This is a genomic window from Streptomyces sp. NPDC004539 (assembly GCF_040610055.1).
GTDB lineage: Bacteria > Actinomycetota > Actinomycetes > Streptomycetales > Streptomycetaceae > Streptomyces.
The window spans coordinates 101,389-120,292 of the sequence record NZ_JBEXLS010000032.1; the positions used below are offsets into that span (position 1 = coordinate 101,389).

Consider the following 18,904-nt stretch of genomic DNA (forward strand, 5'->3'; position numbering starts at 1 on the left):
CTCGCCGCCCCTACGACCCCTCCGGCCCCTCCGCCTCAGCCGGCCCTCTCCGACAAGTACTCCTCGAACGTCCCCTTCCCTACCCCGTGCTCCGGCGTCAGATGTGCGCCCGCCCGGAACGCCCGGTACGCGGCGCCCCACAGCGGGACCCGGACCACCAGTCGCCGCTTGCCCCGGGAGCGCAGGTACGAGCGGGCCAGGGAGTCGAACGTACGGATCTCGGGGCCGCCCATGTCGGGGACCCGGCCCTGGGGCTCGCCCGTCGCCAACTCCGCGAGGCGTACGGCGACTTCGGCCACCTCGATCGGCTGGTCGCTCACTCCGGAGGGGACCGGCATCACCGGGGATTTCGAGAGGGCGCCCAGGACCTGGGCGACCAGGTCGTGGAACTGGGTGGCGCGGAGGGTCGTCCAGCCCACCCCCGACTCCTCCACCAGGCGTTCGACGGCGAACTTGGCCCGGTAGTAGCCGAACGGCACCCGGTCCACGCCCACGATCGAGATGAACACCAGATGCCCGACCCCGGCCCGCCGCACCGCCTCGATCAGGACGCGGGCGGCCTTCTCGTCACCCCCGCGCGGCGAACTCGCGCAGTGGACGACCGTGTCGACGCCCGCCAGCGCCGTATCGAGGGCGGGCCCGCCGACGGACAGGTCGACGGGGTGCTCCGGGCCGCGCCGGCTCAGCACCCGCACCTCGTGCCCGTCCGCCCGCAACCGCTCGACGACCGGCCGCCCGAGCGTCCCGGTCCCTCCGGTCACCAGGATCGTGGCCATGCGTATCAGCTCCTTGGCTGGTGAGGACAACCCCTGACACCCCTGAGACCGGACGGCCCGCCGGAACGTGACAGCCTGCCGAAACGTGATAGCCCGGCGGAACGTGACAGCCGCGTCAGCCGGCCAGCTGCCGCCGTACGAAAGTCAGCTTGTCGGGGTTGAGGACCGCCCGCACGCCGGTGACGAGGCCGTCCCGGTAGTCGAAGCCGACCGCGCCGAAGACGACGTCGCCGTCCCAGAACAGCGCCCCCGGCGTGCCGTTGATCTCGACCACGGTGAACTTCTTGCCGACCAGGTGGCGGCGGAAGATCCCGTCCGTGAACCGCGCCACCTTCTCCCGCCCCAGCACCGGCCGCAGGGTCGCGGACACCTTGCCGCCGCCGTCGCCCCACCAGGTGACATCGGCGGCGAGGAGCTTCTCCAGACCCGAGAGGTCGCCCTCCTGCGCGGCGGCGAGGAAGGAGGTCAGCAGCGAGGCCCGCTGCCCGGAGTCCGGCTCGAACCGGGTCCGCTCCTCGGCGATCCGCCGCTCAGCCCGCCGGTACAGCTGACGGGAGTTTGCCTCCGTGAGATCGAGGACGCCCGCGATCTCCGCGTGCCCGTAGGCGAACGCCTCGCGCAGGACGTACACCGCCCGCTCGGTCGGGGTGAGCCGCTCCAGCAGGACGAGCAGCGCCAGCGAGACCGCGTCGCGCTGCTCGGCCGTCTCCAGCGGGCCGAGCGCGCCCCCGGAGGTGATGACCGGCTCCGGCAGCCAGGGGCCGACGTACCGCTCGCGGCGGGCCCGCGCCGAGGTCAGCCGGTTCAGGCACAGGTTCGTCGTGGCCTTCGCGAGCCAGGCCCCGAGGTGCTCGATGCCCGCCCGGTCCACACCGCTGAACCGCAGGTAGACGTCCTGGACGGTGTCCTCGGCCTCCTCGGCGGAGCCCAGCATCCGGTAGGCCAGCCCGAACAGACGGGGGCGGTGGGTCTCGAACTCCTCGGCGAGCGCGGTCGTCATGTGCCCACTGTGCCCGAAGCGGGCACACAGCGTGCCGGGGCACTCCCTGTGAGCCACTCCACACACTTCACCCGTATGGACCACCGCCCGGCGTGGCACACTGACCCTGTACCAACAGCAGCGCACTCCGGGGTCGGTGAAAGTCCGAACCGGCGGTTACAGTCCGCGACCCGATCGCTTCCAGTGATCGGTTGACCAGGTGGAATTCCTGGACCGACGGTTAAAGTCCGGATGGGAGGCAGTGCGCGGCGGGCAGGCCCTTCGGGGTGCGCCGCCGTATATGTACCCGTCCGTGGACGGGTGCGTCCGGCGACCTCCCCCGAGTGTGTTCCTGTCCGTCTTCTCTGTCGTCTCTCGACAGGCCCCGGAGTCCGTGCCCGACGTGGCAGGAGGACCCGGGAAGTGTTCACCGGAATCGTTGAAGAACTGGGTGAGATCACCGCCGTCGAGAACCTCGGCGACGCCTCCCGGTTCAGGCTGCGCGGCCCCGTCGTCACCGACGGCGCGAAGCACGGCGACTCCATCGCCGTGAACGGGGTCTGTCTCACCGTCGTGGAGCACGAAGGCGACGAGTTCACCGCCGACGTCATGGCCGAGACCCTCGACCGCTCCAGCCTCGGCGCCCTCGCGGTCGGCTCCCGCGTCAACCTGGAACGCCCCATGGCCGTCGGCGCGCGCCTCGGCGGCCACATCGTCCAGGGCCATGTCGACGGCACCGGCCAGGTCCTGGCCCGCACGCCCTCCGAGAACTGGGAGATCGTCAAGGTCTCCCTCCCGGCCGACCTCCGGCGCTACGTCGTCGAGAAGGGCTCGATCACCGTCGACGGCATCAGCCTCACGGTCGTCGAGGCGGGCGCGGACTTCTTCACCGTCAGCCTCATCCCGACGACCCTCGCGCTGACCACGCTCGGCCACAAGCAGCCCGGCGACCCGGTCAACCTCGAAGTGGACGTCATCGCGAAGTACGTCGAGCGCCTGATGGGCGACCGGGTCCCAGGAGCGGCGAAGTGAACTGGCTGAACTCCGAGGCGTTCGTCCTGCTCGACCAGCACATCAAGTGGTCGGACATGATCGGCAACATCCTCGGCCTCGTCGCCCTCGCCCTCGGCTGGCGCCGCCATCTGCTGACCTGGCCCGTCCAGTTCCTCTCCGGCCTGATCCTGTTCGGCGCCTTCTACGGGCATCTCGCGGGCAGCGCCGGCAAGCAGGTCGTCGTCATGGTCGTCGCGGTGTACGGCTGGTGGGAGTGGACCCGCAAGCGCGGTCGCAGCGGCATCAGCCCCCGGTTCGCCACGTGGAACGAACGCGGCGCGATGATCGCGGCGGGCGCCGCCGGCACGGTCGCGGTCGCTCTGATCTTCAAGGCCAACCCCAGCCTGTCCTGGGACCCCTGGCCCGACGCGTACATCTTCGTCGGCACGCTCGTCGCCATGTACGCGCAGGCCAAGGGCATGGTCGAGTTCTGGTTCGCCTGGCTCCTGGTCGACGCCGTCGGCGTCCCCCTCAACTTCGCCAACGGCTACGCCTTCTCCGGCTTCGTCTACGTCATCTACGGCGCGCTCGTCCTGTGGGGCATGCGCGACTGGTGGCTGCGCTCCCGCCGGACCGTCCTGGAAGGGGCCCCCGCATGAGCACGGCAACCGTCCTGTACGACGCCCACGACACGGATCTCTCCCTCGACCCCGTCGAGCAGGCCATCGCCGACATCGCCGCCGGGCGGCCCATCGTGGTCGTCGACGACGAGGACCGCGAGAACGAGGGCGACCTCGTCGTCGCCGCCGAGAAGGTCACCCCCGAGATCATCGCGTTCATGATGAGCGAGTGCCGGGGACTGATCTGCGTGCCCATGGAGGGCGCCGAACTCGACCGGCTCGCCCTGCCGCAGATGGTCGGCGACAACACCGAGTCCATGAAGACGGCGTTCACCGTCTCCGTCGACGCGTCCGGCGCCCACGGCGTCACGACCGGTATCTCCGCGCCCGACCGCGCGACCACGATCCGCCTCCTGGCCGCGGCCGACGCCGTCGCCGACGACTTCGTCCGCCCCGGGCACGTCTTCCCGCTGCGCGCCCGCCCCGGCGGCGTCCTCGCCCGCGACGGCCACACCGAGGCCGCCGTCGACCTCGCCCGCCTCGCGGGGCTGCGCCCGGCCGGCGCGATCGTCGAGATCGCCGGCGAGGACGGCCGGATGCTGCGCCTGCCCGAGCTGGTCCCCTTCGCCCGCAAGCACGGGCTGACGATCATCTCCATCGAGGCCCTGATCGCCTACCGCCGGACCAGGGAACTCACCGCAGGCGCCGACCTGACGAGCGTCGGACGCGGCGAACTGACCGAGGGACTACGGGACCGGCTCTCCGTGACCCCCGAGCCCCTCGTCGCCCCCCTCGTCCACCGCGAGGCCGAGACCCCCCTCCCCACCGCTCACGGCGCCTTCACCGCCTACGGCTACCGCGCCGCCGACGGTGTCGAGCACGTCGCGCTCGTGCACGGCGACCTCGGCGACGGCGAGGACGTCCTCGTGCGGCTGCACTCCGAGTGCCTCACCGGGGACGTCTTCGGATCACGGCGGTGCGACTGCGGGCCCCAGCTGGACGCCGCGCTGGAGCGGGTCCAGGAGGAGGGCCGGGGAGTCGTCGTCTACCTGCGCGGACACGAGGGACGCGGCATCGGGCTGCTGCCCAAGCTGCGCGCGTACGAGCTCCAGGAACAGGGGCACGACACCCTCGACGCCAACCTGGAGCTCGGCCTGCCCGCCGACGCCCGGGACTACGGCGCGGGCGCCCGCATCCTGGCCGACCTGGGCGTCAGCACCGTACGCCTGATGACCAACAACCCCGACAAGACCACCGCGCTCGCCCGGTACGGCCTGACGGTGACGGCCCGTGAGCCGGTCCCCGTCGTGGCCGGCGAGCACAACATCCGCTACCTGCGCGCCAAGCGGGACCGGATGGGCCACGACCTGCCCTGGCTGGATGCGGCCGGCGGCGATCAGCGAGAGAACCGAGGAGAGAAGTGAGCGGCAAGGGCGCACCGGAGCTGTCCGTACGCAATGTGGGTGACCTGCGGGTCGCCGTCATCGCGGCCCAGTGGCACGAGAAGGTGATGGACGGCCTGGTGGACGGCGCCCTGCGCGCCCTGCACGACCTCGGCATCGACGAGCCGACCCTCATCAAGGTCCCCGGCAGCTGGGAGCTCCCGGTCGCCGCGAAGGTCCTCGCCGGCCGCGGCTACGACGCGATCGTCGCCCTCGGCGTCGTCATCCGCGGCGGCACCCCCCACTTCGAGTACGTCTGCCAGGGCGTCACCCAGGGTCTCGCCCAGGTCTCCGTGGAGACCGGCGTCCCCGTCGGCTTCGGCGTCCTCACCTGCGACACCGAGGAACAGGCCCTCGACCGGGCCGGTATCGAGGGCTCGAACGAGGACAAGGGGCACGAGGCGGTGACGGCGGCGCTCGCGACGGCGGCCGTGCTGCGTTCAGTATCCGAACCATGGCACTGAGCCAGATGAGCGTCGGGCTAGAGTGACCCCACCATGTCCAAGAAGACGTTCGAGGAGCTGTTCACCGAGCTCCAGCAGAAGGCCGCCACCGGCGACCCCGCCACCTCCCGCACCGCCGAACTCGTCGGCAAGGGCGTCCACGCCATCGGCAAGAAGGTCGTCGAAGAGGCCGCCGAGGTCTGGATGGCCGCCGAGTACGAGGGCAAGGACGCCGCGGCGGAGGAGATCTCGCAGCTCCTCTACCACGTCCAGGTGATGATGGTCGCCCGCGGAATCTCGCTGGACGACGTGTACGCCCACCTGTAAACCGTTCCCGTCACCACTCCACCCAGAGCAAAGGAAGCCGCCCTCATGCTGCGCATCGCCGTCCCCAACAAGGGTTCCCTCTCCGGCCCTGCGGCGGACATGCTGCATGAGGCCGGCTACCAGCAGCGCCGGGAGTCCAAGGAGCTGCGGGTCGTCGACCCGGTCAACGAGGTGGAGCTGTTCTACCTCCGCCCCCGCGACATCGCGATCTACGTCTCCTCCGGCCGCCTCGACATCGGCCTCACCGGCGAGGACCTGCTGGTCGACTCGGGCGCGAACGCGGAGGTCATCCTCCCGCTCGGCTTCGCCCGCTCCACGTTCCGCTTCGCCGCCAAGCCCGGCACGGCGTCGAGCATCGCCGACCTCGCCGGCAAGACGGTCGCCACCTCGTACGAGGGGATCGTCGCCAAGTACTTCGCCGACAACGGCATCGACGCCTCCGTCGTCCACCTCGACGGCGCCGTCGAGACGGCCATCGAGCTGGGCGTCGCCGAGGTCATCGCCGACGTCGTCGAGACCGGAACGTCCCTGCGCAACGCGGGACTCGAGGTCTTCGGCGAGCCGATCATGAAGTCCGAGGCGGTCGTGATCCGCCGGACCGGCGCGGACACCGAGGACGCCGTCGAGCTGAAGGTCCAGCAGTTCCTGCGCCGCCTCCAGGGCGTCCTGGTCGCCCGGACGTACGTGATGATGGACTACGACTGCCGCGTCGAGCAGTTGGAGAAGGCCGTCGCCCTCACGCCCGGCCTTGAGTCCCCGACGGTCTCCCCGCTGCACAACGAGGGCTGGGTCGCCGTCCGCGCCATGGTCCCCGCCAAGGAGGCCCAGCGGATCATGGACGACCTGTACGACATCGGCGCGCGCGCGATCCTCACGACGGCCATCCACGCCTGCCGGCTCTGACCCGCCCGCGAGGTCCCGAAGGGTCGCGCCATGCCTGATCTGCCTGTCACCTTCCGCCCCGGCCGCACCCGCGCGGTGCTGCTCGGCTCCGGTGTGATGATCTTCCTCACCATCACCGTCATCTCCCTGCTGCTCGAACAGCTCGGCCCGGGGGAGCGGCTGAGTTTCATCGTCACCGGCGGCCTCGTCTTCTGGGTCCTCGCGCTGCTCGCGCGGGTCCGGGTCGTCGCCGACGACGCCGGGGTCACCGTCGTCAACATCGCCTCCCGGCGCCGGCTGGACTGGGCCGAGATCCTCCAGGTCAACCTGCGTCCGGGCGACCCCTGGGTGTTCCTGAACCTCAGCGACGGCACCAGCCTGCCCGCGCTCGGCATCCAGCCGGGCCTGGACAAGAAGCACGCCATCACCGACGCGACCGCCCTGCGCGCGCTGGCCGAGGCGCGCTCGATCCGGGACCCCGAGCCGTCCTAGGGGCAAGTTCGGGGCTGACTCGGGGCCGCCGGGCCTGCCGCTGAGGGCCCTGTCTTGATTAATCTGGTGGCGGAGACGCATTCGTGGCGTCTTCGCCCCTGCCGTACCGCGCCCCGGCGGGCAGGGGATCACCTGCTATCCGAGGAGTGACTCCCTCCGGCAATGGACGGATCGTCCTGTAGTACCTGCGCCGCCCCCTCCCCCCTCACCCCGGAGGCGGCGGCATCATGACCACCCCCCTGTTGCTCCTGACGGCCGCGTTCGTCCTGATCCTGGCCAACGGCTTCTTCGTGGCCGCGGAGTTCGGACTCGTCACCGTCGAGCGCCCCGACGCCGAGAAGGCCGCCGCCGAGGGCGACAAACGCGCCCGTACGGTCGTGGAGTCGCTGAAGGAACTCTCCTTCCAGCTCTCCGGCACCCAGCTCGGCATCACCATCACGTCCCTCGTCGTCGGCATGCTCGCCGAACCGGCCCTCGCCGAGCTCCTCGACGGCCCGTTCACCGCGATCGGCGTCCCCGAGGGCGCCGTCTCCGGGGTCGCCGTCGTCGTCGGCATGCTGCTGGCCTCGGCCATCCAGATGGTGATCGGCGAACTCGTGCCCAAGAACTGGGCGGTGTCCAAGCCCTTGCAGGTCGCGCGGTTCGTCGCCGGCCCGCAGCACGCGTTCTCCCGGCTCTTCCGCCCGGTGATCGCCGCCCTGAACACCGTCGCCAACCGGCTGGTCCGCGCCCTGGGCGTCGAGCCCACCGACGAGCTGGCCTCGGCCCGCACCCCCGGTGAACTCGTCTCCCTGGCCCGGCACTCCGCGCAGGCGGGCGCCCTGGAGCAGGACACGGCCGACCTGTTCGTCCGCACCCTCTCCCTGGCCGAGCTGACCGCCCAGCACGTGATGACACCCCGCGTGAAGGTCAGCGCCCTCCAGGCGTCGGCCACCGCCGAGGACGTCGTCAACCTCACCCGGGCCACCGGGCTGTCCCGATTCCCCGTCTACCGCGAGAAGATCGACGAGATCGTCGGCATGGTCCATCTGAAGGACGCCCTCGCAGTCCCGGCCCGAAACCGGCTGCGCACCCCGGCGAGCCGGATCGCCCGCCCCGCCCTGCTGGTCCCCGAGACCCTCCCCGTCCAGCCCCTGCTGGCCCGGCTGCGCAGCGAGCAGCCCATCGCCGTCGTCGTCGACGAGTACGGCGGTACGGCCGGGGTGGTCACCCTGGAGGACATCGTCGAGGAGATCGTCGGCGAGGTTCGCGACGAGCACGACGGCCAGGACACCCCCGAACTGGCCGCGGCCCCGCCGGAGGACGGACGGCCCGCGTGGGACGTCGACGGCAGCTGCCGCGTCGACACCCTCCAGCGCATAGGGCTCGACGTCCCCGAGGGGCCCTACGAGACGGTCGCCGGCCTGGTCGCCGACCTCCTCGGCCGCATCCCCGCCGTGGGGGACCGCACGGAACTCCCCGGCTGGCGGCTCTCGGTGCGCCGCGTCGGCCACTACCGCGCCGAACGGGTGCGCGTGGTGCGTACGGGGGCTGTCGTGGAGGCCGCCCGATGAGTCTCCTCCAGCTCCTGTTCGCCGGGCTCCTCGTCCTCGCCAACGGCTTCTTCGTCGGTGCCGAGTTCGCGCTCGTCTCCGTGCGCCGCAGCCAGATCGAGCCGCTGGGCACGGCGCGGGCCCGCCAGGTCCTCTACGGCCTGGAGCGGCTTCCGCAGATGATGGCGGCGGCCCAGTTCGGGATCACGCTCTGCTCGCTGACGCTGGGCGCGGTCGCCGAACCGACCGTCGCCCAGCTGCTGGAGCCGGTCTTCGAGTGGATGCACATCCCGCACGGCATGATCCACCCCCTCGGGTACGTCATCGCCCTCGCGGCGGTCGTCTTCTTCCACCTCGTCATCGGCGAGATGGTCCCGAAGAACCTCGCGATGGCGGCCCCCGAGAAGGCCGCGCTCTGGCTCAGCCCCGGCCTGGTCTGGTTCGCCCGCCTCTGCAAGCCGGTCACGATCGCCCTCGGCGCCGTGGCCCAGGGCATCCTGCGGCTCTTCCACGTCGAGCCGAAGGACGAGGTCGAGGCGGTGGTGACGAGCGAGCAGCTCAACCGGCTCCTCGAAGACTCCGGCCAGGCGGGCCTCCTCGACCCCGAGGAGCGCGAGCGCCTGGAGGACGCCCTGGAGCTGGGCTCCCGCCCGGTCACGGACGTCCTCCTCAAACGCGAGGCCCTCGTGACGGTGACCCCGGCGGTGACGCCCGGCGAGATCGTCGCCCTGACGGCCCGTACGGGGTACTCGCGCTTCCCGATAACGGCCGAGAACGGCGCCTTCATGGGCTACCTCCACGTCAAGGACGTCCTGGACCTGGAGGACTCGCAGCGCGCGGTCCCCCAGCACCTGTGGCGCCCGATGACGACCCTGCGCTCCGAACTCCCCCTGGACGACGCCCTGACGGTGATGCGCCGGGCGGCCACCCACCTCGCCCAGGTAGCGGACGCGTCCGGCAGGGTGCTGGGGCTGGTGGCGCTGGAGGACGTGCTGGAGATGCTGGTGGGGGAGGTGACGGACCCGGCCCACCGGGAGGCTCCGGAAGGGGCGCTGGCGGTCTGACCGTCCGATCGTCCGATCAGGAGGGGGCCGCGGGCCGGTCGGTCACATCGCCGACGGGTCCTGCGGTCCCCTTCCCGACAGCACCTCGCCGTACGCCTGCATCAGGTCCGCCAGCCGCAGCGTCGACAGGTCGTCCCGCGACAGCGCGCCCGTGTACATCGACAGCCGCAGATCCCGGTACGCGCAGCTCTTCTCGTACAGCGTCCGCAGGAACCGCCCGTTGCCCAGCTCGTCGATCCACCCCTGCTCGACGACGTGCCCGGCGATGGAGCGCAGCTCGTCGAGGGCCTCCTCGTCCCACACGTCCCCGTTCTCCGCGGCCAGCACCTCGCCGATGGAGGTGAGTTCGAGGGGGCGGTAGGAGGGGAAGTCGACGCGGGAGGTGAACCGGGAGGACAGCCCGGGGTTGGCGGCGAGGAGCCGGTCCATCCCCTCCGGGTACCCCGCGAGGATGACGACGAGGTGGTCCCGGTTGTCCTCGGCCCGCTTCAGCAGCACCTGGAGCGCCTCGTCGCCGTACGCGTCCCCCTTGCCGTAGCCGGAGTTGGAGAGCGAGTACGCCTCGTCGACGAAGAGGACGCCGCCGAGCGCGGAGTCGATCAGCTCGTTCGCCTTGACGGCGGTCTGCCCGAGGTACTCCCCGACGAGGTCGGCCCGCTGCGCCTCGACGAGGTGGTCCCCGCCGAGCAGCCCGAGCGCGTAGAAGACCCGGCCGAGGATGCGGGCGACGGTGGTCTTGCCGGTGCCGGAGGGCCCGGAGAAGACGAAGTGCCGTTTCGGCGGCTGCACGGGCAGGCCCTGACCGGCCCGCAGACGCGCCATGTTGAGCTGCGCGGAGAGCGCCTTGACCTGCCGTTTCACGGGTTCGAGACCGACCATGCGCTCCAGTTCGGCGAGCGCCTCCTCAAGTAAGACGGGGTCGGCGGGGCCGGGCGGCAGCGCGGAGGAGACGAGCCCGGACTTCTCCCGCACCGCGGGGTCCGCGACGGGCGGCAGCGGGACGACGGGCGGCAGCTCGCCGGGGTCGGTCAGCTTCAGGTCGCGGCCCTCGGTCCCGAACAGCGGGTCGAACCCGTCGGGCCCGTCCACGCTGTCCTGCCCGAACCCGGTGAGGGTGATCGCCGCGAGGTCGGCGGAGTCGTCGTACCCGTCGCCCTCGGCGATCGCGGCGAGCCGCGCGGAGGTGTCCATGAAGGCGGCGTCGACGCGGTGGACGGCGCGGTAGAGGGGGAGCGCGGCGGCGGAGCGGCCGGTGCCCTCGTGCGCGCGGGCGAGCCAGTAGCGCAGCTCCTTGCGCTGCGGCTGTTCGCTGCGGCAGCGCATGAGCGCGGTGGAGAGCAACGGCTCGGCCTGGCCGTACATTTCGAGCCGGACGCGGGCCATCCCGCCGAAGAGTCCGGCCTCTATGCCGAGCAGCGGATCGTCGAGCAGCGGGTCGGTGTGGCGCGTCAACTGCTCCCAGTCCTTGACCAGATAGGCCCGGCAGGCGTGCAGGAACCGCACCTGGTGATCGGTGTCGACGGGCGGCAGGCCGGCGAGCGCCCGGTCCAGCTCGGGGACATGGCGTCCGTCGAGCCAGTGCGAGGCGTGCGCGAGCAGCAGATCGCGCGGGCTCTCCAGCACGGGCTGCACCCACCAGCCCAGCCAGTACCAGGAGTTGAGCGTACGGCGGTGCCGGGTGCGCTGTTCGCCGAAGCGGTCGCGGTGCCGGAACATCCGTAGCAGCGCGGTCGTCGTGTCCACGCGCAGCGCGTGCAGCCCGAGCCAGCCGTCGGCCATACCGGGGTCGATCCGCACCGCGGTGCGGAACTCCTCCTCGGCCTGCGGATAGGCGCCCATCGTGTAGGCGTCCACGCCTCGCAGCCAGGCGAGGTCGGCCGGGGCGTCGGGGCCCCGGGTGCCGAAATCCATCACGTCCCCCACAAACCGTGCCCCCGTCGGATGGCCGCCGGGCCGTCGCCCGCCGACCGTCAGAGCCGAACCGCTGTGCCACGGACCGGAGTTGACAGCAGCCGTCCGGTAGGTCGCACCGAGGGCATCGTACCCGCGTGGGAGGGGTCGGCCGTAGGGTGCCGCACCGGACGTTCGACGAGGTGGGAGCAGATGGGGCGCATCCGGAGCGGTGACCCTGGGTGATCGGAATCAGCCATTCCGCGGCCGGAAAACAGGCTCACGGACCGGAGGAGGGCAGAACGAAGCCCCCGATCACGGGGGAACAACCGGGGGCTTCGCGTCTTCGGGCGGCTTCGAATGCCGCACATTGAGAACGTAAGTCCTGTACGGCCCCTCGGTCAAGCCGAGTTGATGCACTCGGACGGTTTCGCCCGCAAGAGCCTTCACAACTTCACCACATCGCAGACGTTTAGTCACCGAGTGTGACTTCATGGTCCGGACCAAGCGTTCCCAGGGGCCCCGGAAGCACCTCGTACCCCTCGGATCTCTGCCGAATCACAAGATTCGCGAAGGGCCGGGTCGGGTCTTCGGCGAAATGTGCGCGTTCCGCCTCGACCCAGCCGTCCCAGAACTCCCGCTGCTCCGCCCCGTCCCGCGCCCGCCCCCGCGCCCAGGCCGTCTCCCGGTCCAGATCCATCCACAGCACCGCCGCGAGAAAGGGCCGCAGCGCCCGCCGCCCGGCCCCGACCCCCTCGATCAGCACCACGGGCGCGGCCGGGAGCGCACGGGGCGGCCCGAAGGAGCGCGCCCGCCAGTCGTACGGCGCGTACACGGCGCCCGCCCCGCGGCCGAACGGCCCGACCACGTCCGTCAGCACCCGGTCCGTCCACCCGAACAGTTCCGTGTGGCTCGCGACGTCGTCGATCCGCAGCACCGGCGCCCCGCCCAGCGCCTCGGCGAGCCGTCCGGCGAACGTCGACTTCCCCGACCCCGCGTACCCGTCCACACCGATCAGCCGGACCGGCCCGCAGGAGGGCGGGAGGCGGCGCAGACGGGCGGCGAGCTGGTGGATGGCGGGTCCTGGACGTCGTAGGGGCCGGGGGGAGGTCAGTCTAGGCGCGTCCATGTCGGTGCCGGGCGAGGCGGACGTGCCGGGTCATAGTGGGCGGACTGTCCGACCGATCCCGGGGGTGCCGTCCATGAGCCGAGCCGAGCAGCCGTCCCGGCGGGCCGTCCTCGCGGCCGTCGTCACCGCCGCCGCGACCGTCACCGCCGCCGCCTCGCCCCCCGCGCCGCGCACCACCGACTTCCGGAGCTGGGCGTCGTACGCGGACTGGTGGGGCGGGGAGGCGGACGGGACCGTCGTCGGCGGGGGAGCGCGGCCCGGGGTGCGGGTCGGGGAGGCGGCCGGGACGACGTCGTACACCGACCCGCACACCGGGGCCGCCGCCGAGTGGGAGTACGGGGTCTGGACCTCCCCGGAGCACCGGCTCGCCGTGCCCGCGACCGAGGTGATCGCGTCCTGGAACGCGGACACCCCGCCCGGCACCTGGCTCCAGATCGAGCTGAGGGCCACCTACCCGGACGGCACGGCGACCCCCTGGTACGTGATGGGGCGCTGGGCGTCCGGCGAGCAGGACATCAGGCGGACCTCCGTCGACGGGCAGGGCGACGGCCGCAGCTCCGTCGGGACGGACACCCTGGCGGTCGACGACCCCGCGAGCGGCCTGCGCCTCACCTCGTACCGCCTCCGCCTGACCCTCCACCGCCGCCCCGGCACCCGGCTCACCCCGACCGTGTGGCGGGCCGGCGCACTGGGCTCCGACGTCCCCGACCGCTTCACCGTCCCGGCCTCGGCCCCGGGCCCGGCACGGGAGTTGATCGTCCCGCGCTACTCCCAGGAGCTGCACCGGGGCCAGTACCCGCAGTACGACGGCGGCGGCGAGGCGTGGTGCAGTCCGACCTCCTCGCAGATGATCGTCGAGTACTGGGGCGGGCGCCTCACCGCCGAGCAACTCGCCTGGGTCGACCCGGCGTTCACCGACCCCCAGGTCTGCCACGCGGCCCGCGCCACCTACGACTCCCAGTACGAGGGCTGCGGCAACTGGCCCTTCAACGCGGCCTACGCGGCCACCTACGCCGGACTCCAGGGCGTCGTGACCCGGCTGGCCTCGCTCACCGACCTGGAGACCCTGATCGCGGCCGGCATCCCGGCGATCACCTCGCAGTCGTTCCGCGCGGAGGAGTTGACGGGGGCGGGGTACGGGACGGCGGGGCACCTCATGACCGTGATCGGGTTCACCGCGGCCGGCGACGTGATCGCGAACGACCCCGCGGCGCCCACGGATCAGGGGGTGCGGCGGGTCTATCCGCGCCGGGAGTGGGAGAACGTCTGGTTGCGCACCAAGCGGTACAAGGCCGACGGCACGGTCGGCTCCGGCAGTGGGGGCGTCTGCTACCTCTACTTCCCCGCGCGGCCCGGCGAACGGCAGCGGGCGGCCCTCGCGGCGGTCGGTGTCCGCGTGTGAGCAAGCTCTCGGCCGCAAATGCCCCAGGCGATGGCAAGGTGGACGAATGACAGCGAACTCTGCCACCGCCACCCGCGTCCGCACCGGCGGGCCCAAGGAAGACGGCTCCAAGGTCGCCGAACACGTCCTGGGCTGGGTCCTCGTCGTGGTCGTCGCGATGCTCGTGACCCAGCTCGGCCTTCTGTGAAAGATGCCCGCGGCCTATGCCGCGGGCACCGTCTCGTGTGACCTGACCCACGCCTGGCCTGACATACTGCGGTTGTCCCGCCGACCGCCCGAGACCAGGGTCGAGTATTGAACATCAGTGCACAGCGCGACGGCGCCCGCCCCAAGGCGCGCGGCACCGAGCGCTCCTTGGCCCGCCGCGCCGAACTCATCTCCATCGGGCGGAAGTTGTTCGCCGACACCTCCTACGACGCGCTCTCGATGGACGACATCGCGCGTCAGGCGCATGTCGCCAAGGGGCTGATCTACTACTACTTCCAGTCCAAGCGCGGCTACTACCTGGCGATCATCCAGGACTCCGTGGCCGATCTGGTCACCTTCGCCGCGAGTGGCATCGAACTCCCGCAGGTGGACCGGGTCCACCGCACCATCGACAGCTACCTGCGCTACGCCGAGCACAACCAGGCCGCGTACCGCACGATCGTCAGCGGCGGTGTCGGCTTCGACGCCGAGGTGCACGGCATCCGTGACGGCGTGCGCGAGGCGATCGTGGCGACCATCGCCGAAGGGGCGTACGGCCGCACCGACATCGCCCCGATCGCCCGCATGGGGCTGCTCTCCTGGGTGTGCAGCGTCGAGGGTGCCGCCCTCGACTGGATCGACCGCGCAGGCCCGCTCTCCCGCGACGACATGCGGGAGTTGCTCGTGAAGACGCTCGGCGGGGTGTTCCGGGCGGTCGAGGAACTGGACCCGGCGTATCCGGCGCCGAAGGAGGCGCGGCGCGGGGAGTGAGCGGCTGGGGGCTCGCCGGGAGTGGGCCGCTGGGCGCGATCTGCGGCGAGTGAGCCGGTGGCGGGTCGTGGTGGGCGGTGGGGCGGTGGGCGGTGGGGTGGTGGGTCAACTGCCCCCGGCCGGCGGTGAGTCGACCGCCGCCCACCGGTGGTACGTCAACCGTTCGCGGCCGGAGGCGAGTTGAGCCCCCGCGTGCTCAACCGCCGTTCTCCCACAGCCCCGCCGGGAACTCGTCCCCCGGCAGCCCGCCGAACTGCCCCGGCCGCACCTGCGGCGCCGCCAGCCGGCTCCACTCCGGATCGTGCCGCCCCGGCAGGGTCCGCCCCCGGTCGGCCCAAGTCCGCATCAGCGCAAGGTAGATGGGCGGGTCCGCCGGTGACTCCAGGGTGGCCGGTAAGAACTCGAAGGGCGCGGGGACGAACCGCTGGCGATGCCGGCCCGGTGTCGAATATGTGGGAGTCATACTTTGGCAACGCCGTGGGCCGCACGGAGGTCACGGTCCGTTCCGCGTCGGGCGTCAGTTCGTGGGGTGCCCCGGCCCGACCGCGTGGACCGGGGTGGCGAACCGGGGTGACGAACCGTCAAGTCCCGTACGGGTGAAGTCTGTTGACCGGCTCAGGCGGCCCGGCGGACCCTCACCGGCGTCGGGGCCGGGAACACCGCGCGGATCGGGCGCGAGCCGGGACCGCCGACGTGCGAGAACGGCTGGGTGCGCCAGTCGAGCCCCTGAGGGAGCGTCAGCACCGGTGCGATGTCCTGCTCCTGCTCCCGGTACACCTCCTCGGCCGACCGGGCGTCCGTCGCCGCGCGACCGGTCCCGCCGCAGACCGTGAGCCCGAACGGGTTCCACGGCGAGGCGCACAGCGCGTGCTCCGGCAGTACCTCCTCGTCCGCCAGCAGCGCGATCGGCTGCGTGCAGTCCGGGCAGACCACCCGGAGCAGGTCCGAGGCGTCGTACACGTCGAACTCGTCGCCGTAGCCGTCCTCGTCGGGATCGACGCCCTCCGGGGCGGGATCGACGACGGGCTGGAGCCGCTTGGGCGCGGTGCGGCCAGGGCGGTGGACACTCTGCATGGGATTCTCCCCCTCGGGCTGGGGCCGTGAAGGCGCTGCGGCCTCGACCACAGCAAGCACTTCCCAGTCGGTCTCCGCGGTAATCACGGGGGCATCACGGAGCACGTTCGAGTGGTGTGGCGTTCGTCACATGCCAGGGGAAGGTGTCAGGTCGGCCGGATACCGACCCACGGCCCCCTCCGGCCCCGCCCGTACATCACGAACCGGCTATGACCTGCGCCGTATAGGTATACGAAGAGTTCAAGCGCACTGTAGGTTCAGCGCCATGGAGGAGCTGGACCGACAGATCGTGCAGCTGCTCGTCAAGGACGGGCGGATGAGCTACACCGACCTGGGCAAGGCCACGGGCCTGTCCACGTCTGCCGTGCACCAGCGGGTGCGCCGGCTGGAGCAGCGGGGCGTCATCCGCGGGTACGCGGCCGTCGTCGACCCCGAGGCCGTCGGGCTGCCCATGACCGCCTTCATCTCGGTCAAACCCTTCGACCCCAGCGCCCCCGACGACATCGCCGACCGGCTCTCCGGCGTCCCCGAGATCGAGGCGTGCCACAGCGTCGCGGGCGACGAGAACTACATCCTCAAGGTGCGCGTCGCGACGCCGCACGAACTGGAGGAGCTGCTCGGGCGGCTGCGGGCGCTGGCGGGGGTGTCGACGCGGACGACGGTGGTGCTGTCGACGCCGTACGAGGCTCGGCCGCCGCGGATCTGAGGGGCGGCGCGGGGGGCCCGGGTCCCGAGGTTCCGGGGTTCCGGGGTGTGCCGGGATTGGTCGTATCAACGCATGGACATGCAGGGCGATGAGCTGATCGTCGTACAGATCGTGCTGCCCCTGCGTGCCGGGCCTCCTCCGGTGGGCGGGACACTGTCCCCATGAGTGAGCGCACCCCCGACCCCAAGACCGTCCTGCTCCGCCGAGGAGAGGTCCACAGCCCCGCCGACCCGTTCGCGACCGCGATGGTCGTCGAGCGCGGGCACGTCGCGTGGGTGGGCTCCGAAGGGGCGGCGGACGCGTTCGCGGACGGGGTCGACGAGGTGGTCGACCTGGACGGCGGGCTCGTCACCCCCGCGTTCACCGACGCCCACGTCCACACCACCGCCACCGGCCTCGCCCTGACCGGCCTCGACCTCTCCGACGCGCCCTCGCTGGCCGACGCCCTCGCGCGCGTACGCGCGTTCGCCGAGGCCCGGCCCGCCGACAAGGTGCTCCTCGGGCACGGCTGGGACGCCTCCCGCTGGCCCGGCGGCCGGCCCCCCACGCGCGCGGAGCTGGACGAGGCGGCCGGCGGGCGTCCCCTGTACCTGTCCCGCATCGACGTTCACTCGGCCGTCGTCACCACCGCCCTCCTCGACCTCACGACCCTGGGCCGCCCCGAGGGCCCCCTCACCGCCGACGCCCACCACGCCGTGCGCGCGGCGGCGTTCGCGGCCGTGACGCCGGCCCAGCGGGCCGAGGCCCAGCGCACCGCCCTCGCGCACGCCGCGTCCCTCGGCATCGGCTCCGTCCACGAGTGCGCCGGCCCCGAGATCTCCTCCGAGGACGACTTCACGGGCCTCCTGAAGCTCGCCGGGGAGTCGGCCGGGCCTCGTGTCGTCGGCTACTGGGCCGAGCAGGACGTCGCCAAGGCGCGTGAACTCGGCGCGGCCGGCGCGGCCGGTGACCTCTTCGTCGACGGCGCCCTCGGCTCCCACACGGCGTGCCTGCACCAGCCGTACGCCGACGACGCCGGGACCGGTCTCGCCTACCTGGACGCCGGGGCGGTCGCCGCGCACGTCGTCGCGTGTACCGAGGCGGGGCTCCAGGCGGGCTTCCACGCGATCGGGGACGCCGCTGTCGCCGCTGTGGCCGAGGGGTTCCGGGGAGCCGCCGAGAAGATCGGGCTCGCCCGGGTCCGGGCCGCCCGGCACCGGGTCGAGCACGCCGAGATGCTGACGCCGCGGACCATCGCCGCCTTCGCCGAGCTGGGGCTCACCGCGTCCGTGCAGCCCGTCTTCGACGCGCTGTGGGGAGGGGAGGACGGGATGTACGCGCGGCGCCTCGGCGTGGAGCGTGCGCGGGGCCTCAACCCCTTCGCCGCGCTCCTGAAGGCGGGCGTTCCCCTCGCCTTCGGCTCCGACGCGCCCGTCACGCCCCTCGGGCCCTGGGCCACCGTCCGCGCCGCCGCGTTCCATCGCACGCCGGAGCACCGGATCTCGGTCCGCGCGGCCTTCACCGCGCATACCCGCGGTGGCTGGCGCGCGGTCGGCCGCGACGACGCCGGCGTCCTCGTCCCCGGCGCCCCCGCCGACTACGCCGTCTGGCACACCGACGAGCTGATCGTCCAGGCCCCCGACGACCGCGTCTCCCGCTGGTCCACAGACCCCCGCTCGGGAACACCGGGGCTGCCGGACCTCACGCCGGGGCGGGAATTGCCGGTGTGTCTGCGGACGGTGGTTGGGGGGCGGACGGTGTATGAGAGGTAGGGGTGGGTTGGGGGTGTGGGGTGGGTGCGGGTGCGTCGTGGTTGTTCGCGCAGTTCCCCGCGCCCCTGGAGGAGTGGGTGCCCGTGAGTGGTTGGGTGCGGGTGCGTCGTGGCTGATCGCGCAGTTCCCCGCGCCCCTGAGGTTCGTGGGGGTTGCTGGGTTCTGTCGGGTGCTGCTGCGCTGAGTTTCCCCGAGTGGCTACGTTCGCCTGCCGCCTGCCGCCTGCCGCCTGCCGCCTGCCGCCTGCCGCCTGCCGCCTGCCGCCTGCCGCCTGCCGCCTGCCGCCTGCCGCCTGCCGCCTGCCGTCTGCCGAAGGGTGCCCGGCGCCTGGTGCTTGGGGGTGGTGCTTGCCGGGGTTGGGCCGGGTAGTTTTGCCCGCTGCCCGCTGCCCGCTGCCCGCTGCCCGCTGCCCGCTGCCCGCTGCCCGCTGCCCGCTGCCCGCTGC

General features: G+C 72.3%; 20 protein-coding genes and 1 riboswitch. Of the genes, 14 read left to right on the forward strand and 6 right to left on the reverse strand.

Translation table 11 applies throughout. From position 1 onward, the window contains the following. Positions 1–35: 35 nt before the first annotated feature. Together ABZX85_RS43060 and ABZX85_RS43065 are read right to left on the reverse strand one after the other, a co-directional pair. Complete coding sequence (locus tag ABZX85_RS43060; RefSeq protein ID WP_355882230.1) at positions 36–776, reverse strand: NAD(P)H-binding protein; 741 nt, start codon at positions 774–776, stop codon at positions 36–38. A 115-nt stretch (positions 777–891) separates the two neighbouring features. Further along, the gene (locus ABZX85_RS43065) at positions 892–1,776 is read right to left on the reverse strand and encodes an RNA polymerase sigma-70 factor (RefSeq protein ID WP_355882233.1); all 885 of its coding nucleotides are present in this window, start codon (positions 1,774–1,776) and stop codon (positions 892–894) included. A gap of 118 nt (positions 1,777–1,894) precedes the next feature. Continuing rightward, positions 1,895–2,025: riboswitch (FMN riboswitch) on the forward strand. Positions 2,026–2,178: 153 nt separating this feature from the next. Here ABZX85_RS43065 and ABZX85_RS43070 point away from each other — a divergent pair. The 9 genes from ABZX85_RS43070 to ABZX85_RS43110 all read left to right on the forward strand — a co-directional run bounded on the left by ABZX85_RS43070 (position 2,179) and on the right by ABZX85_RS43110 (position 9,550). Then, positions 2,179–2,787: a riboflavin synthase gene (locus tag ABZX85_RS43070; protein WP_355882236.1), complete on the forward strand. Its 609-nt coding sequence runs from the start codon at positions 2,179–2,181 to the stop codon at positions 2,785–2,787. Next, positions 2,784–3,407, forward strand: coding sequence for a nicotinamide mononucleotide transporter family protein (locus tag ABZX85_RS43075; RefSeq protein ID WP_355882239.1), 624 nt, complete (start codon positions 2,784–2,786; stop codon positions 3,405–3,407). The genes ABZX85_RS43070 and ABZX85_RS43075 overlap by 4 nt, the downstream gene beginning before the upstream one ends. Then, positions 3,404–4,792 carry a GTP cyclohydrolase II gene (gene ribA / locus ABZX85_RS43080; RefSeq protein WP_355882242.1) on the forward strand — a complete coding sequence of 463 codons (1,389 nt, stop codon included), beginning with the start codon at positions 3,404–3,406 and terminating at the stop codon, positions 4,790–4,792. Before ABZX85_RS43075 ends, ribA begins: the two co-directional genes overlap by 4 nt. Further along, positions 4,789–5,274: a 6,7-dimethyl-8-ribityllumazine synthase gene (gene ribH, locus ABZX85_RS43085; RefSeq protein ID WP_355882245.1), complete on the forward strand. Its 486-nt coding sequence runs from the start codon at positions 4,789–4,791 to the stop codon at positions 5,272–5,274. Before ribA ends, ribH begins: the two co-directional genes overlap by 4 nt. Positions 5,275–5,307: 33 nt before the next feature. After that, on the forward strand, positions 5,308–5,580 hold the full coding sequence (locus tag ABZX85_RS43090; RefSeq protein WP_081223298.1) for a phosphoribosyl-ATP diphosphatase: 273 nt from the start codon (positions 5,308–5,310) through the stop codon (positions 5,578–5,580). Between the two features lie 45 nt (positions 5,581–5,625). Continuing rightward, positions 5,626–6,483, forward strand: coding sequence for an ATP phosphoribosyltransferase (gene hisG / locus ABZX85_RS43095; protein ID WP_355882249.1), 858 nt, complete (start codon positions 5,626–5,628; stop codon positions 6,481–6,483). A 30-nt stretch (positions 6,484–6,513) separates the two neighbouring features. Continuing rightward, positions 6,514–6,954, forward strand: coding sequence for a PH domain-containing protein (locus tag ABZX85_RS43100; RefSeq protein WP_355882252.1), 441 nt, complete (start codon positions 6,514–6,516; stop codon positions 6,952–6,954). A gap of 227 nt (positions 6,955–7,181) precedes the next feature. Further along, positions 7,182–8,507: a hemolysin family protein gene (locus ABZX85_RS43105; RefSeq protein ID WP_355882255.1), complete on the forward strand. Its 1,326-nt coding sequence runs from the start codon at positions 7,182–7,184 to the stop codon at positions 8,505–8,507. Next, the gene (locus tag ABZX85_RS43110; RefSeq protein WP_355882258.1) at positions 8,504–9,550 is read left to right on the forward strand and encodes a hemolysin family protein; all 1,047 of its coding nucleotides are present in this window, start codon (positions 8,504–8,506) and stop codon (positions 9,548–9,550) included. The genes ABZX85_RS43105 and ABZX85_RS43110 overlap by 4 nt, the downstream gene beginning before the upstream one ends. 42 nt (positions 9,551–9,592) lie before the next feature. Here ABZX85_RS43110 and ABZX85_RS43115 read toward each other — a convergent pair whose 3' ends face one another. Together ABZX85_RS43115 and ABZX85_RS43120 are read right to left on the reverse strand one after the other, a co-directional pair. Next, positions 9,593–11,461 (reverse strand): AAA family ATPase, encoded by a 1,869-nt coding sequence (locus ABZX85_RS43115; RefSeq protein WP_355882260.1) that lies wholly within the window; start codon positions 11,459–11,461, stop codon positions 9,593–9,595. A 451-nt stretch (positions 11,462–11,912) separates the two neighbouring features. Beyond that, positions 11,913–12,569, reverse strand: a complete 657-nt coding sequence (locus ABZX85_RS43120; protein ID WP_355882263.1) for a hypothetical protein — start codon at positions 12,567–12,569, stop codon at positions 11,913–11,915. Between the two features lie 73 nt (positions 12,570–12,642). On the opposite strand from ABZX85_RS43120, the gene ABZX85_RS43125 reads away from it, so the two are divergent. From ABZX85_RS43125 to ABZX85_RS43135, 3 genes are all read left to right on the forward strand, one after another. Beyond that, complete coding sequence (locus ABZX85_RS43125) at positions 12,643–13,971, forward strand: peptidase C39 family protein (RefSeq protein WP_355882266.1); 1,329 nt, start codon at positions 12,643–12,645, stop codon at positions 13,969–13,971. A 46-nt stretch (positions 13,972–14,017) separates the two neighbouring features. Then, positions 14,018–14,158, forward strand: a complete 141-nt coding sequence (locus ABZX85_RS43130; RefSeq protein WP_355882269.1) for an SCO1431 family membrane protein — start codon at positions 14,018–14,020, stop codon at positions 14,156–14,158. Between the two features lie 107 nt (positions 14,159–14,265). Then, on the forward strand, positions 14,266–14,928 hold the full coding sequence (locus tag ABZX85_RS43135; RefSeq protein ID WP_355882272.1) for a TetR/AcrR family transcriptional regulator: 663 nt from the start codon (positions 14,266–14,268) through the stop codon (positions 14,926–14,928). 196 nt (positions 14,929–15,124) lie between these two features. Here the strand turns inward: ABZX85_RS43135 and ABZX85_RS43140 are convergent, their stop codons facing one another. Continuing rightward, complete coding sequence (locus ABZX85_RS43140; RefSeq protein ID WP_355882275.1) at positions 15,125–15,391, reverse strand: hypothetical protein; 267 nt, start codon at positions 15,389–15,391, stop codon at positions 15,125–15,127. Between the two features lie 152 nt (positions 15,392–15,543). Beyond that, positions 15,544–16,002: a hypothetical protein gene (locus tag ABZX85_RS43145; protein ID WP_355882278.1), complete on the reverse strand. Its 459-nt coding sequence runs from the start codon at positions 16,000–16,002 to the stop codon at positions 15,544–15,546. A 265-nt stretch (positions 16,003–16,267) separates the two neighbouring features. On the opposite strand from ABZX85_RS43145, the gene ABZX85_RS43150 reads away from it, so the two are divergent. Then, the gene (locus tag ABZX85_RS43150) at positions 16,268–16,708 is read left to right on the forward strand and encodes an Lrp/AsnC family transcriptional regulator (RefSeq protein WP_010357977.1); all 441 of its coding nucleotides are present in this window, start codon (positions 16,268–16,270) and stop codon (positions 16,706–16,708) included. A gap of 161 nt (positions 16,709–16,869) precedes the next feature. Then, a complete protein-coding gene (locus tag ABZX85_RS43155; protein ID WP_355882282.1) occupies positions 16,870–18,459 on the forward strand; it encodes an amidohydrolase in 1,590 nt (529 codons plus the stop codon). Positions 18,460–18,904: the final 445 nt, after the last annotated feature.